Origin of the sequence: Chryseobacterium pennae (assembly GCF_003385515.1) — a bacterium.
Classification (GTDB): Bacteria; Bacteroidota; Bacteroidia; order Flavobacteriales; family Weeksellaceae; genus Chryseobacterium; species Chryseobacterium pennae.
This window is the reverse complement of record NZ_QNVT01000044.1, coordinates 13,789-29,483: the sequence shown is the minus strand read 5'-3', so window position 1 is coordinate 29,483 and position 15,695 is coordinate 13,789. Positions and strand designations below refer to the sequence as shown.

Annotated in this window: 15 protein-coding genes; 6 read left to right on the top strand and 9 right to left on the bottom strand. The window is 36.1% G+C overall.

Translation table 11 applies throughout. The features are described 5' to 3' along the window. Positions 1 to 190: 190 nt before the first annotated feature. The 4 genes from DRF65_RS27135 to DRF65_RS27120 are packed head-to-tail and all read right to left on the bottom strand — an operon-like array spanning position 191 to position 3,450. Entirely contained in the window at positions 191 to 1,528 is a 1,338-nt protein-coding gene (locus DRF65_RS27135; protein WP_115973828.1) for a UDP-N-acetylmuramate--L-alanine ligase, read from the bottom strand. A 6-nt stretch (positions 1,529 to 1,534) separates the two neighbouring features. Next, on the bottom strand, positions 1,535 to 1,972 hold the full coding sequence (locus DRF65_RS27130) for a hypothetical protein (RefSeq protein WP_115973827.1): 438 nt from the start codon (positions 1,970 to 1,972) through the stop codon (positions 1,535 to 1,537). Positions 1,973 to 1,986: 14 nt separating this feature from the next. Next, positions 1,987 to 2,793, bottom strand: a complete 807-nt coding sequence (locus DRF65_RS27125) for a lysophospholipid acyltransferase family protein (RefSeq protein ID WP_115973826.1) — start codon at positions 2,791 to 2,793, stop codon at positions 1,987 to 1,989. Between the two features lie 27 nt (positions 2,794 to 2,820). Then, on the bottom strand, positions 2,821 to 3,450 hold the full coding sequence (locus DRF65_RS27120; RefSeq protein ID WP_115973825.1) for an NUDIX hydrolase: 630 nt from the start codon (positions 3,448 to 3,450) through the stop codon (positions 2,821 to 2,823). 382 nt (positions 3,451 to 3,832) lie between these two features. Here DRF65_RS27120 and DRF65_RS27115 point away from each other — a divergent pair, with 382 nt between their 5' ends. The 6 genes from DRF65_RS27115 (at position 3,833) to DRF65_RS27090 (ending at position 9,281) form a co-directional block, all read left to right on the top strand. Beyond that, complete coding sequence (locus DRF65_RS27115; RefSeq protein ID WP_115973824.1) at positions 3,833 to 4,651, top strand: hypothetical protein; 819 nt, start codon at positions 3,833 to 3,835, stop codon at positions 4,649 to 4,651. A 153-nt stretch (positions 4,652 to 4,804) separates the two neighbouring features. Further along, positions 4,805 to 5,203: a hypothetical protein gene (locus DRF65_RS27110; RefSeq protein WP_115973832.1), complete on the top strand. Its 399-nt coding sequence runs from the start codon at positions 4,805 to 4,807 to the stop codon at positions 5,201 to 5,203. 7 nt (positions 5,204 to 5,210) lie between these two features. After that, positions 5,211 to 5,945: a curli production assembly/transport protein CsgE gene (locus DRF65_RS27105; RefSeq protein ID WP_228438979.1), complete on the top strand. Its 735-nt coding sequence runs from the start codon at positions 5,211 to 5,213 to the stop codon at positions 5,943 to 5,945. Positions 5,946 to 5,956: 11 nt separating this feature from the next. Then, the gene (locus tag DRF65_RS27100; RefSeq protein WP_115973823.1) at positions 5,957 to 6,367 is read left to right on the top strand and encodes a curli production assembly/transport component CsgF; all 411 of its coding nucleotides are present in this window, start codon (positions 5,957 to 5,959) and stop codon (positions 6,365 to 6,367) included. Between the two features lie 26 nt (positions 6,368 to 6,393). Then, positions 6,394 to 7,758 (top strand): CsgG/HfaB family protein, encoded by a 1,365-nt coding sequence (locus DRF65_RS27095; RefSeq protein ID WP_115973822.1) that lies wholly within the window; start codon positions 6,394 to 6,396, stop codon positions 7,756 to 7,758. 11 nt (positions 7,759 to 7,769) lie between these two features. Further along, positions 7,770 to 9,281 (top strand): carboxypeptidase-like regulatory domain-containing protein, encoded by a 1,512-nt coding sequence (locus DRF65_RS27090; RefSeq protein WP_115973821.1) that lies wholly within the window; start codon positions 7,770 to 7,772, stop codon positions 9,279 to 9,281. 236 nt (positions 9,282 to 9,517) lie between these two features. Here the strand turns inward: DRF65_RS27090 and DRF65_RS27085 are convergent, their stop codons facing one another. From DRF65_RS27085 to DRF65_RS27065, 5 genes are all read right to left on the bottom strand, one after another. Continuing rightward, positions 9,518 to 10,168: a response regulator transcription factor gene (locus DRF65_RS27085; protein WP_228438977.1), complete on the bottom strand. Its 651-nt coding sequence runs from the start codon at positions 10,166 to 10,168 to the stop codon at positions 9,518 to 9,520. 226 nt (positions 10,169 to 10,394) lie between these two features. Further along, on the bottom strand, positions 10,395 to 10,862 hold the full coding sequence (locus tag DRF65_RS27080) for an OsmC family protein (protein ID WP_115973829.1): 468 nt from the start codon (positions 10,860 to 10,862) through the stop codon (positions 10,395 to 10,397). A gap of 162 nt (positions 10,863 to 11,024) precedes the next feature. Continuing rightward, a complete protein-coding gene (locus DRF65_RS27075) occupies positions 11,025 to 12,452 on the bottom strand; it encodes a T9SS type A sorting domain-containing protein (RefSeq protein WP_115973820.1) in 1,428 nt (475 codons plus the stop codon). A gap of 82 nt (positions 12,453 to 12,534) precedes the next feature. Next, complete coding sequence (locus tag DRF65_RS27070) at positions 12,535 to 13,926, bottom strand: T9SS type A sorting domain-containing protein (protein WP_115973819.1); 1,392 nt, start codon at positions 13,924 to 13,926, stop codon at positions 12,535 to 12,537. Between the two features lie 103 nt (positions 13,927 to 14,029). After that, positions 14,030 to 15,451 (bottom strand): T9SS type A sorting domain-containing protein, encoded by a 1,422-nt coding sequence (locus tag DRF65_RS27065; protein WP_115973818.1) that lies wholly within the window; start codon positions 15,449 to 15,451, stop codon positions 14,030 to 14,032. Positions 15,452 to 15,695 lie beyond the last annotated feature (244 nt).

Here is a 15,695-nt window from a genome sequence, read left to right as displayed (position 1 = left end):
GAATATATTACGTTGTGATATGTTGAAAATATTTTATACTCCAGTATGTATTTTGTGTTAATAAATATTTTATAGATAACAGATGAAAATTAAAACCCCTTTCAGTTCAAACTGAAAGGGGTTTTAATTTTTTATTGAGAATAGATCATAAAAGTGATCTTATTATCAATTACTTATTAGTAGGGTAAAATTATTTCGTCAGATCCAGTCCGCCGAAGTTTCCTGAGCTCATCATCAGGTACACCCCGTTTGTTTTATCAAGTGTATTCCAATAAGCATGAAGTTCTTCAGCATTGGTAAAAACTCTCAGGTTTTCATTTCTGAATTTTTCTTTAATAAATTCCGGAGAGATTGGCTCCATTCTTTTGATCTTTAATGCATCTTCAGAATAGAAGACCACAGCCTCATCCAATCCGTCCATAGCATGGTCATATTGCTCTAAAAAGGCATGATTTAGGCTGGAATAGGTGTGAAGTTCAAGAAAACCATATTTCTTTTCGTTTTTGAACTGCTCATTGAATGCTTTTACAGCAGCTTTTACCTTACTTGGAGCATGGGCAAAGTCTTTATATAATGTACCCTTATCTTCTCTTTCTACTTTTTCAAGACGTTTGGAAGCTCCTTTAAAACTCATGATCGCTTCATAGAAATCTTCATCCATAATGCCCAGCTGTCGGCAGATATGTCTTGCACCTTCCATGTTCAGCAGGTTGTGGGCTCCGAAAACAGATAAAGGAACATCTCCCATTTCGGTTTTTAGATATACTTTACCGTTGTTGATTTCATATTCAGGTGTTTTGTATGGGATTTTTCTGAAATAATTTTCAGCATTCTCCACTACTTTTACTACTTCCGGATCTTCTTCATTATAGACTAAAACTCCACCTGGAGTAATGCTTGTGACAAATTTTCTGAACTGATCGATATAATCATCAAAAGTTTTGAAAACATTGATATGATCCCATGCGATACCGCTCATTAAAGCAATATTCGGTTGGTATAACAAGAATTTGGAACGCAGGTCGATAGGAGAAGAAAGATATTCATCACCTTCCAGGACCATGAAATCATTATCCTGAGTCAGTTTTACCATACAGTCGAAGCCCTCCAACTGGGCACCTACCATAAAGTCTACATCTTTCTGGTGGAAATTCAGAACGTGAAGAATCATTGATGTGATGGTTGTTTTCCCATGCGATCCGGCAATGACAACTCTGGTTTTATTCTTAGACTGTTCGTATAAAAATTCCGGGTAAGAATATATTTTTAACCCTAATTCTTTTGCTTTTGCCAGTTCAGGATTATCCTGATGAGCATGCATACCAAGGATGACAGCATCAATATCTGAAGTGATTTTTTCAGGGAACCAACCCATTTCCTGAGGTAATATTCCCTTTTTCTCCAATCTGGATTTTGACGGTTCAAAAATAGCATCATCCGAACCGGTAACCTGATATCCTTTATCTTTTAGTGCGATGGCAAGATTGTGCATGGCGCTTCCGCCAATAGCAATGAAGTGGGTTTTCAATTGTATTTACTGTTTTTTAATATTAGTATTAATGATCTGCTGGAAGGCCTCCAGGATGTTGTTCCAATTGGTCTGATAATTGGGAATAATCATACTGGCATCCGTTTTACTGCCTTCGTTAGGTCCTTTTTTAATATTGATCGAAGTAGAAATATTATCGTATAATTTTTTACGGTCTTCCTGTATTCTTCTGAAATTATTCTGGGAAAGAACCTGATCCAGTTTTTTCAGATCTTCTGTTGAAATTTTAAAATCCTGCTTGTATTTTTTTCCTTGCCCTTCAAAGGAGTAATGTACATTATTACCTTTAATCAGCAGGTTTTCATATACAGGAGCATAGCCACCACTTTTCGAATAGCTGATATCGAAATCAGAATATACTTTCTGGCTGTTGCACGAAACAAATACTATGATGGCGAATAAGATTCCAATTATTCTATTCATAATTTTAATTTACTTTAATTATCTGAGTCCTTTTGTTCTAATTTTTTAGCTTTAAGTTCTTCATCATAATTGTGTAATATATTGAAGTCCTCAGTCTGCTCAATGGCTGTCATGATCTTCAATAGGATTTCCGGTGCTTTTTCATTATCATAATCTATATCCAGGGGAGCTTTGAATTCCATGGTAGGTTTTACACCGGTAACCTTTACACGAAGTCCTTTTTTATCAAATGCTCTTCTGAATCCGTTGATTTTAATCGGAATAACAATAGGACGCTGGTTCTTTACCAATTTGGCAGTTCCTCTTCGTCCCTGGGCAAAGGCAGATGTAGTTCCTTGAGGGAAGGTGGCTACCCAACCGTTGTCCAGTGCTTTCATGATATTGTCTACCTCACTCATGTCTACCATTCTGTTGACATTTTTCCCTTCTGCTCTCCATGTTCTTTTTACCGTTACAGCTCCTGCAATTTTGAATATTTTAGGGAGAATCCCTTTATTCATGGTTTCTTCTGCTGCTACATAGTAAAAATCGATCTTTGGATTCAGCAGGTAGATCGGATTTTTAATCGTATTTAAATATCCATTATTTACGGCGCAGAAAGCGTGATACATTGCAGCTACATCAGCAAAATAAGTCTGGTGGTTAGATACAAACAATACATTGGAATCCGGAAGATCTACAAGGTGCTCTGTTCCGGTTATTTTTAACTTATTAAAGCCGTTGAACCTTCTGTAGGATACAACTCCTAAAATAAAAATAATAAACCTTTTTAAAAAATAAGGTGTTCCGAATGCATCGGTGAAAATATTTTTCTTCGCCATTTTTTAATTAAACACGGTAGTGCAAAGTTACATTTTTTTCAGCAACTGGCTGAATTCGCTTAATATCATTGCTGTAGCTCCCCAGATAATATATCCGTTGAAGTTGATAACAGGAACTTCCTGTCCACCGGCACTTGGGAGTGCCATAAGTTCAGGGGTGTCCGACAGATTTAAGAAAGAAGTGATTGGAAATTCTATGGTTTCAACCGCTTCAGTCTGCTGAAGAACGAAAAGTGGATTCTTTTTAGTATACGAAATATAGGGATATACGTAAAAATTACTTGGTGGAATATAGATAGGAGACATTTCCCGGATAACTCTCACATAATGCTTGTCTATCCCAATTTCCTCAGAAGTTTCCCGAACTGCAGTTTCAGCAAAATCCTGATCCATTTCTTCACGTTTTCCGCCAGGTAATGAGATCTGTCCGCTGTGTCTGTCATGTTCATTAATGGTTCTTTGGATCAATGGAAAATACCATTCATTATCCTTCAGATACAATACAATATTCACTGCTGCAAATTTGGGATTTTTTGCCAGTACATCATCATATGTAAAAACGGGACGATAGGGAGGCGAGAATACTCCGTGAGCGGGTTCACCGGGAAGCTCTACACTTTTTATTTTCCTTAATAAATCTTTTCCAAAATTTTCCATAGCTCAAATTTAACAATATATTCCTGAAGAAATAAAGGCCTTAACATTAATTAACCAATGGGAGAGATCAATAGTCAATTTTGCTTCACAAGTGAATCGTGCATGACTGCTGACTATTATCCCGGTACTCTTAAACCTTAAACTCAATATTGAATAACTATTTCCTATCAAAATCTACAAGCGAAGCGAATTAGTTATTCACAATTGATATTCTATATACCGTGTTTCTACGTAACTGAAATCCATGACCTCATCAATACCATAAATGGTGAGTTTATCAACGGTAAGTAGTGACTTTTAGAATTTACACTTTGATGGTGGTTTTTCACTTGAGTATAGCATATACCTTTGTCTCACTATTAACCAATTAATTTTTACTAAGATGAAAAATTTACTTACAGGTGTATTTACACTAATCGCCATGAGTTTCAGTTTTGCACAATCTAATATTGATGTGACTACCCAAACAGGAAACTTGAACGTAGCTACTGTAGACCAGACAGGTCTTTTGAACATGAATTCTTTAACACAGAATGGGAACCGTAATACTGCAGATATTGATCAGGTAGGTATCATCAATATGAATACAGCCGTGAGTAATGGAAACAGAAACTCAATAGACGTAGATCAGATCGGTATCGGAAACTCAAATAATGTGAGCCAGACAGGAAACAGAAATGATGCTTCAACCTGGCAGCTTGGTCTTTTTAATTCAACACAACAAATTCAGCTCGGAAGAAGAAATGATGTTTCTTCAGTACAAATAGGTCTTGGTAACGGTGTATTTCAATATCAGGACGGAAGAAGAAATGATGCTTCAGCCGTTCAGGTAGGTAGCGGTAATATGGCTTACCAAATCCAGACAGGAAGAAGAAATGAAGCTGACGCCCTTCAGTTAGGTGCTAATAATATACTTGTTCAATATCAGGCAGGTGATGATAACAGTGCAAACCATACTCAAGTGGGAAGCAGTAATATCGCAATTGCTGCTCAGATTGGTGATGATAATACTGCTGTAGGAGTACAGGTTGGTAATGCTAATCAGCTATACCAAGTGCAATTAGGAAACTCTAATACAGCAATTGATCTTCAGGCAGGTAATGGTAACTTTACTTGGGTAACTCAAACTGGTGATTCCCATTTTCATCTTGGAACTCAGGTAGGAAATGGAAACTCAATGATCGTGAATCAGTCGAATTAAGCCCTTTCAGATACTGTAATCTTTAAAGTTGAGGAGAAGCTACAGGTTGGTTTCTCCTTTTTTCTAAAGATTGAATATGCCGGGAAATCATGATTTGTCAAATTGATTATAACCGGGTCTCTATGAATGTTCTTTAATTTAAATATCAATGCCATGTTTAATTTGAAATGGAGTGTTTTAGCTCTTTGTATGGTATTGCCATTGCAGGCTCAGGAAATCGACTGGGATAAGGTGAACAGTAATACAATCTTTACTCTTATAGCCAGACAGAATATTGAGATGAATGCCAGTTACTCCAATAGTATTCAGCTGGGTGACTATAACAAAGCGGAACTTTCTCTTAATAACAAAACAATTATTACTGTAAAGCAACTTGGGGACTATAACGCTCTTTATTTTATCAATTCATTCTCAGAAAAGGAAACCAAGGCAGCTATTATTACACAGGGAAGTAATAATATTATTGACATTACGGGAAGCAACAGCATTTCTGGCGGAATTCAGATCAATGTAAAAGGAGATAACAGGACTATTTTTATGAGAAATTATTAAAACACAAATGATGAAATCTCTATCTATCCTGAGTTTTAATACTTTTTTATTCTTTCTGTCTGTATTGGGTTATGGGCAGGAAGATAAAAAAGTAACCGCAAGAATTGAGAACAGCACTCTGGAAAACCAGATAAAAATAAAAGCTGTGGTTATTAATAATACAGCGGTCTATAAAGAACTGAATTACCTTTTAATATCCATAAAAAAAGGAAATGGAGGGAATCTTTCCAATAACCAGCAGAGTGGTAAGTTTTCTGTGAATCCGAATGAAGTAAAAGTGTTATCTGAAATCAGTGTGAATCTTGAATCCAAAGATGCCCTGAAAGCCTTCCTCTATATAAGAGATGAAGAGTCCAAAGCTTTAGTGGCGAAGGATAGCCTTGAACTGAACAGTGATCTTTTTAAAAAGAAAACAGCCAGAATTGAAGATGATGCTGTTTATGAACTGAAAGGACTTACGATTGACGAAACCAAAACCAAGGTTGGAAAAGACTTTTATGATATGTTTTATATCCAGTATAGTCAGCTTCCGGATAAAAGTGTCAGTGCCATTACGATTTCCGAGCTTCCTCTTCGGGGGACAAGCGGCCAGATCAATATCCAGATTGATGATAAGATTATTTACAGCTTTATGACCAATCCTGGAGAAGATTATTTGAAAGAACAATTAGCTTTCAGCTTAAAGTATATCAAAGAATTTACAGCAAAGAAAAATCTTATAAAAAATGAATTTATCTATTAAAATCGTCCGCCATGAAAACTTTTATTATTCTTTTAATTTTTGTTGCGGGTATTTTCTCAGGGAAATCTCAACAACTTGTTTATAAGCCTATAAATCCTGCATTTGGAGGAGATACTTTTAATTATCAATGGCTTTTAAGCTCAGCCAATGCACAGAATCAGTTTGATGAAAAAAACGATTACAGCAATCTGCTTGATAAAGTAAATTCCCTTGACAGTTTTACTCAGAGTCTCAACAGACAGATCCTCAGTGAACTTTCAAGAAAGCTTTTTGATGAGCAGTTTGGTGATGGAAACATCCAGCCGGGTAACTACCTTTTCGGGTCGCTTTACCTGCAGATTACCAATACCAATCAGGGACTTTTGATCAATATTTTGGATACCAGTACAGGCGATCAGTCCGAGGTCGTAATTCCAAAATAAAATAAAAACTTAAAACCAGACTTATCATGAGAACTTACACTTACACCAGAATTTTTTTCTGTAGTTTTCTGCTATGTGTTTTACAGGCTTGCAGTTCGATCTTTGGATTACCCTCAGATCCGGAAAAGCCAACAATGGGAGAGGTGACTTCTTCCACAGAAGAGCTGAAAAAACTACCTCTGCCCAAAGAAAAAATAGTTATTGGAGTTTATAAATTCAGAGACCAGACCGGTCAGTATAAACCTTCTGAAAACGGGAATAACTGGAGCACAGCAGTGCCTCAGGGAACAACAACTATTCTTATCAAAGCACTTGAAGACAGCCGTTGGTTTATTCCTATTGAAAGAGAAAATATAGCCAATCTGCTCAATGAAAGACAAATCATCCGATCCACCCGTCAGGAATACATTAAAGATGCAGATAAAAACACTCAGTCACTTCCTCCGCTTCTATACGCCGGGATTCTTCTGGAAGGAGGAGTCATTTCCTATGACAGTAATATCCTGACCGGAGGCCTTGGTGCCCGTTATTTTGGCATTGGAGCTTCCACTCAATATCGTCAGGACAGGATTACCATTTATCTGCGTGCTGTTTCCACTCTTAACGGAGAAATTCTTAAAACAGTTTATACTTCCAAAACCATTCTTTCCACAAGTGTTAACGGGAGCTTTTTCAGGTATGTAGATACAGAAAGGCTGCTGGAAGGCGAGGTGGGATTTACTCAAAACGAACCCATTCAGTTAGCTGTAACCGAAGCTATTGAAAAATCAGTAAAGTCTCTTATTGTAGAGGGGATTCAGGATAAAATATGGGGAAAAGCTATTGATGATACCACAAGCTATCAGGCGTTAATCAATGAGTACAACAAAGAACAGGAACATAATAACGGAAGAGTAATCGGAAACAGATATCCTGACAATTACAGACAGAAAGTTTCTGTATTTGCCCATGTAGAAGCACAGAAGGTCAGAGATGATTATGTAAATCCTAAAATGAATATCGGTGGAAAAATCGGATTCAAATACTTTCTCACTCCTAATTTTAATGTTGAGGTGAATGGAAATTACTTCACTCTGGAGAATGAAAATATAGTGAAAAGAAACTATTACGGGCCGGAAGTGAATCTTGAATATCTGCTTTTTCCAAAATACAAATTCAGTCCCTACATTTATGGTGGGGCCGGAGCCATGTATTCCAAATATAAACCTCAGTACAAAGGACAATTTGGAGGCGGTCTTGAATATATGATTGATCATAATTTTTCACTGAGGGCTTCTGCTCAATATGATCTTGGCTTTAAAGACAATTGGGAAGGGCTGATCAACGGAAAAAGAAAAGATCAGGCTCTCCGCTTTGCATTGGGAATCAATTTTTACCTGGGAAACAAATAAAAACACGAATTATGAAAACTTTAATTAAAATACTCAGCATATTCATTCTCACTTTTTGTCTGTTTTCATGTAATGAAGACCTTGTAGAACAGGCTCAGACAGGAATTTTGAAAGGAAAAGTAGTAAAAAGAGGCAGTAATGTACCGCTTGCGAACGTGAAAATTTTTACAAACCCTACAACGCAAACCGTTTTTAGCGGTACGGATGGTTCCTTTGAAATTGCGGCAATGCCTATAGGGAACTATTCTGTAAAGGCAGAACTTTCAGGATATATTACAAGTTTCCAGTCTGTCAACATACAGAATCAAAATCAGCTGGTAACAGTGGTATTTGAAATGGACGATGATACTTCACTGAATTCTCCGCCTACAGCACCGCAGCTTCTCAGTCCGATAGATAATGCGGTCAATCAGCCATTAAGTGTTGAACTGACCTGGAGTGCAACAGATCCGGATACCGCAGACGTTTTAAAATATAGTTTAACAATTAAAAATAATCTTGACACTAATGTGATTCAGGTTAATGATTTGAAGGCTAATCATTATACACTTTCAAATCTGAAGTTTGGTGTAAGTTACTTCTGGCAGGTGTCTGTTTCGGACGGCATTCACCAGCCAGTTTTAAGCTTAATCGGAAAATTTACCACTAATACGGTTCCTGCCAACAGGTATCATTATGTGAGAAAACTGAACGGTAACTTTGTCATCATGTCAAGTGATGAGCAGGGAAACAGCTTTCAGTTCACAGACTCTTCTTATAACAGTTGGCGACCGCGGAAAAATAATAATGCAGGGCTCATTGCATTTCTCCGAACAGAAGGTGGAAGTACCCATATTTACACAGCAAATCCTGATGGATCCAATCCATTTAAAGTAACAACCGTTCCTGTAGCTGGGTTTAATACCTACGAAATGGATTTTGCCTGGAGTACCAACGGTAAAGAAATTATTTATTCAAATTTCAATAAGCTGTATAGGATCAATAAAGATGGCAGCGGCCTGGCGTTGGTTTATACAACTCCGGATGGCAGCCTGATCTCAGAATGTGACTGGAGTTATGACGGAAGTAAAATTGCCATAAAAACCAACGACTACAACGGTTATAATGCGAATATTTATGTCATTGATATGATGGGAAATACTCTTAAAACAGTATTGTCTGGATCTGTGGGAGCCAGCGGAGGACTGAATTTCTCTGTAGACGGACAGCTTCTTCTGTTTACCCGCGATATATCCGGCTATCAGGATGGAAGCGGAAATTATCGCCAGCTGGATTCTCATATCTTCATTTATAATCTTACCAATGACAGTGTCAGTGATATTTCTGTAGAAAGCGAAAAGACTATGGGAACCAATGATCTTGATCCGCGGTTTTCACCTAATAATGCACAGGTTATCTTTATGAATACCTCCAACGATAACATTTCGCAAAGAAATGTTATGACGATAGATCTTAACAGCAATCTGACAGACCTTTCACGAGCTGCCCTTTTCAATAATGGGGAAATGCCGGATTATGAATAGGAGAAAGAAGGTTTGAGGTTTTTAAAGTTGATATATACTAGAAGTCAATAGTGAACTTTCATTGTCTAAGAAAAATTGACAAGCGAAGCGAATTGCCCCTTCACTATTGACTTCTACTCAGAAACATTACCTTAATAATCACTTCTTTGCCAGGTTTTTATTAATGAGAATTTTGGGATAGGCAAAAAAACCGGATCATATGATCCGGTTTTTTTCATCATTTGATGTTTTCTCATTCAGTCGATGATATGGTTCTCAATCGCATATTTTACGACTCCTGCTGTGTTTTTTACATTGAGTTTCAAAAGAATTCTTTTTCTGTGTGTTTCTACCGTATTGATGCTGATAAAGAGTTTTTCGGATATATCTTTGCTGCTGAAGCCGTCACATATAAGTTTAAGAATTTCCATTTCGCGACGGGTAAGCGGATCTCTGATGTGTAAATTCCGTGTTCCTTGTTCATTACTGATGAAGCTTATCATCCTTTCTTTTGCATGGTCACAAATATAAATTTCATTCAGTAGCAATGCATTAATGGATTTTATAAACTCATTATATCTGCAGGTTTTATCAAGGTAACTTTTGATACCTTTATTGAAAAGCTTTCGGATGTCAATCACATCATAGCAGTTTCCAATGATGATAATTTTGATATTGTTATGTTCCGAGATGATGGTCTCTACAGACTTGAACAGCTCGGTAAGCATGAACATATTGGAGCTTATGACAAGAATTTCGGGTGGCTCATCTTTCAAATGTTTGGAGAGTGTCTCCAGTGAATTACAGATATCTATCGTGTTGAAAATTTTGCTTTGTGTCAGTAATTTTGAGAGTCCCTCTGTGTATAACATCGGCTCATCAAAAATAGTTAATCTTGGTTTCATCATGGTCAGTTTTGTTTATATAAAAATATAAAAAAAATCTAACATTTTGAATAAAATTGATAAATAATTTAACTTTTTTATAAATATTTCATCAGTAAAATATTATTTTTATTGATTATTATTTAAATAAATCTCTTTTTATTGAATTTTGATTGTTAATTGTAGAGTTATTTTTGCTGGATTACTAGTTTTATTGGTGTTTTTAATGGTCTTTTTGAAAATAATTTTGTTATTTAACTAACACTATAGGGATATGTTTCACTGGAAAGTTAACAGAATTGGCAATAAAGCAATATTCATTTACCTGATGATGAAATTTTTCTGCTTTTTCAATCATAGACTCTTCGGAAACAATAACAGTAGGGTGTAGGGTAACTTCTGTAAAATGACCGCTTCCATTGGATGTTTCCTCCATGATTCCGGTGGCTTCATCTGTATAATCTATAACGATAATACCTGCTTCAGAACAAAAATGAAGATACCAAAGCATGTGACAGGAAGAAAGAGAAGACAGAAACATTTCTTCAGGGTTGTGTTTTGTTTTATCTCCGCGGAAGGAAGGGTCAGATGAACCATCAATGATAGCCTTATTTTCTACGGAAATGGTATGGTTTCTATCATAGTCCCTATAACCGCTGGTTCCGGTTCCCCTATTTCCTGTCCATTGGATGATAGCTTTGTAGTGGTGAGTTTTCATAATTAAAAAAAATGTCATTAAAATTCAATAAGAGTAGGCTTTAACCTTCTCTCAAAAATAGATAAATAAATCCAATAGCTTTAGCCAAAACCTGAAAATATGAAATCCCTATGATTGTTAACCAGATAAAAAAAACCTCCGGTAAAAACCAGAGGTAATATTTTAATTCTTAATAAGCTTCTTACTAATACTGCTTCCGCTTTCAAAAGTCACTTTAGTGATATAAATTCCTTTAGGCAATTCCGAAACCTGAGTGCCGGAATTCTTTATGGTTTTTATTGCTTTACCATCCAGAGAATAAATTTCAATCTTGTTTACTTTTTCTTTCGATTGGTAAACCAGATTTTGCTTCACAGGGTTTTCAAAAGAAATAGTATGAGCAGCCTTTGTAATATCCGCTGTTGATAAAGTTCCACTATTAAGCAGATATTTTACAATGTTGTTGTTTCCCTTTACAATAATATTATTGTTATTGATAATCATTTCAGTAACTGAGAAAAATTTGGAAATTAAACCTGTCTCGTCATAATTGGTTTCTATATGATATCCAAATGTAGAATTGAGTGAACCGTTCGGATTAAGTTTTGAAATGAAATAATTATTGTTATACATAGAATCTCCGGCAGCTCCACCAATATAGTAATATCCGTCTTTTTCAGTGATGTTTAAGATTCTGGGACCTGAAGGAAGACCAAGACTGGTCTGGAGATCATAATTAAATGTATTATCAAGGCTTCCGTCTTGATTAAGCCTGAACATATCGTTATTCTGAAAAGTAGAAAAAACAATCTTATTATTACTGTCCAGGAATACATCGCCAACATCACCCACCGACGTACCGTTAATACTTATTTGTACCGTTCCATTATTTCCAAAGTTTGCTATGGGATGTCCATCAGAATCAAATTTTTCAATAACGCTGATATTATCACTGAAACTGATAATATTGGATTGATTATCAATAAAGACAAATGTTCTGCCTGTAAGATTTCCCTGTGTGGTCACAGATCCGTTGTTGCCAAAACTGTTATCTAAATTTCCATCAGCATTGAGCCTGTAAATAGTATGATGCGGATCTTGGCCTCTGCGGATGCCATGTACCAGTATTTTTCCATTCTGAAGAATAAATTCATACGAATTGAAGTAGTCATCATGATCTGCATCTATTTCCTGTGAAATACCATTTGTTCCGAAAGTAGGATCTATCTGACCATTAGGAAGCAGTCTTAATATTTGAGCATTGGCCAATAAACTAAAAATTAATAGTTTCCCGTCTGCCTGTAACTTTATCTGAGTCATAGAAGGTTCAGAAGGTAGTTTCACTGTTCCATTATTTCCAAAAGCTGGATCTGGAGTCCCGTTGGGAGTAAGCTTGGTTACAAATCCATGAGTAACTCCTGTGGCAACATCCATATTATAAGTGAAATAGATTTCCCCATTAGAATTCTGAACCATTTGATAAGAATTGGTTATAGAATTGCTTGGAATTTCAGCAACTCCGTTCGAAGCAAAGTTGGAATCTTTCGAAATAATCTGTGCGAAAGTAATCTGTACTGTAAGAAGCAGTACTAGAAATAAATTTTTTGTCATTGTATTTTGAGTTTTAAATTGATAATAAAAAATATCTGCTCAGAGTAGGCAAATACTTTTGATCATCCATATATTGTTATTGTCAATTTTTAATAATTTTCTTGGTACTGATGCTTCCATCTTCAAAAGTAACTTTAGCTACATAAATACCTTTAGGCAAATCTGAAACAGGAGTATGGGATTCTTTTGTTGTTCTCATACGTTCACCAAGAGCAGAAAAGATCTCAATTTTAGCTACTTTATCTTTAGTGATGTATATCAGGTTCTGGCTTACAGGATTTTCAAAAGCAATATTGTTGTTACTTTTTGTAATTTCTTTAGTAGCAAGCGTTGTGTTGTTTACGATGTATTTGACAACATGAAGACCTCCGATTGTAATAATATTATTGTTGTTTACAATCATATCACCAATGCCTCCTAAATTAGAATCCGATTCTGAATAATAATTAAAGCTGGGATCTATATTTCCGTTTTGGGTAAGTCTGGAAATAAATGCAGTATGGGCAAAATCACCTTCACCATTTCCGCCAATATAATAATAGCCGTCTTTTTCAGTAATGTTTAATATCCAGGCACCACCATTTATCCCTGAGTGATCAGGTAGATTATAATTAAAAGTAGGATCAGAAGTACCGTCCGGATTGATTCTAAACACTTCATCATTAAGAGTTGAATATACAATCCTGTTGTTACTATCCATCATTACTGTACCCGCAAAGCCTAATCCTGAAGCCATCTGTAACACGCCATTATTACCAAAACTGGTGTTGGGATTGCCATTGGAGTTAAATTTCTCCATAATACCATTATTAGTAACTGCTGTTATATTGTTTTGATTATCAAGTAATACAAATGATCCGGGTGACCAGCCTCCCTGCGTAAAGACAGATCCGTTGGCTCCAAAAGTGGTGTCAATAGTTCCATTATTGTTGAGTCTGTATATTTTGTGTTTGAAATTCAGTCCGTCCGGACTATCAACTCCATGAACAATAATTTTATCATTTTGAAACACAATTCCGTAAGAACGATCATTGCCATCTGGGTAAAGTTCAGGAATTATTACAGTTCCATTGTTGCCGAAAGTGATGTCTGATGTTCCGTTGGGAAGGAGCCTTGTTACAGCTGCTCCTGTATTAGAAAACCCCATAACCAATAGTTTTCCGTCAGATTGCTTTTTGAGTTGGCTATTGTATGCATAATAAGGAAGCTGAAGGGTTCCGTTGGTTCCAAAAGAATAATCTACAGTTCCATTTACGGTAAGTTTAGATAAAAAAGAATCTCTAAGGCCGGATGTGGTATTCTCTTTAGCATAAGTAAAAAAGATGCTGCTGTCAGAATTCTGTACCATTGCGGACCAAGCTGTATTTTCCGCCATGGAATAAATGCCACTTGTTGCAAAAGCTTGATCTTTAGAAATAATTTGAGCGGAAACACTTTGAACTATCAGAGTAGCTAATAATAAATTTTTTTTCATATTGTTTGAGTTCTTTGTTATGATAAAAATTTAGCCTCTTATCGTTATAATATCATTTACCTGTTTTTAAACAAGGTATACTTAAAGATAAGAGGCTGTTTTATTAGTTTTTGATCAGTTTTTTAGTTGCTTCTTTCCCGTTGGCGAACCTTATTTTTACCAGATAAACTCCACTCGGAAGATCAGAAAGGTCTGAATGGTTGCTTCTTACTGTTTTGATAATCTTGCCTCCGGAATAGATGTCTATAGAGTGTATAGTTTCCTTTGTATCATAAATTAAATTCTGCTTAACCGGATTTTCGAAGGAAATCGTTGGCTGGCCGATAATAGGCTGGGCGGCTGTGGCTAATGTCGCGTTATTGATTAAAAACTTCAGAATATGAGACCCTTTCCCTGCAACGATGTGACCGTTGTCTATGATCATATCTGTAATACCGTCTGAATCTGCAGTCGTTTCTGAGTAATAATTGAAAGAAGAATCTACAGATCCTGTAGGGTTGAGTTTGGAAATGAAGAATGTTTCCCCGGTTGTACCGGTCTGGCCGGCTATAAAATACTGACCATTTTTTTCAACTACAGAAGTTATCGTAATGATTGTAAAAGGATAGGAGTTAATAGAATCAAAAGTGAATGAGCTGTCATAAGTTCCATTGGGGGTGATTCTGAATATTTCATTATTCATATTGGTACAGACAATATTGTTACTGCTATCCATAGAAGCTGTTCCTACCAATCCGGGGCTGGTAGTGAAGACAAGAGATCCGTTGTTTCCAAAGCTTGTCAGCGGTTGTCCGTTACTGTCATATTTTTCCATTCCTCCGTTAGGATAGGTTACATTGGCGTTTGTATTGCTGTAATTAGTGATAAGACTTACGATATTTGACTGATTGTCTAAAAATACAAAGTTCCCCATAGTCTTTATAGATCCATTGGTTCCGAATGTGTTGTCGATACTTCCATCGTTATTAAGCCTGTAAATACTTTTATAATAATTATATGGTCCTTCAATCGTCAGGCCATGAATGATGATTTTATCATTTTGCAGATACAAACCAAAACCAACACTATTAAAATCATTAAATACATTTGAAATCTTCGAAACTCCGTTAATCCCAAATGTAGTGTCAGGCTGCCCGTTGGAAGTCATTCTGATAATAGCTGCACCATCATCATAGAAACTAAACAGGAGAATTTTACCATCCGGTTGTCGAGTGATTTGGCTATAGGCAGCGGTGTAATAATCAGGGATAATAGTTTCTCCATTATTTCCGAAAGAAGAATCTATGGTTCCATTAGCGTTAAGCTTTGAAACAATATATTCAGGGCCGGCTGGAGAAGAACTGCTTCTGGTGTAAGTAAGATAAATGCTCTTGTCGGGATTTTGAATGATTCCGGTTCTGTAGATGTTATTGTTGTTTGTGATAGCATATTGCCCGCTTGAAGCAAAGCTGTTATCATAGGAAACAATCTGAGCAGATACACTTTGAATCATCAAAATGCATGGCAGTAATAATTTTTTAATCATCGTATCTAATTTTAAATGTTTTCATGGTATTACTGTTTTTCAGAGCAGACCTCTGTAAACTCTACAGGTCTGGGGAATATTTGAAAAACATAAGTTTCTTTGGGGAATAATTTATATTACCCTCATTCTGATTATTGAATGAAAAGGATTGTTTTGAAATAATTGGGGTATGGGGTAGAGGTATTCCGAACACCCGGAATGATCAGGGGTAATTTTTTTTTCATTTGTTTGAGTTTTATGTTGT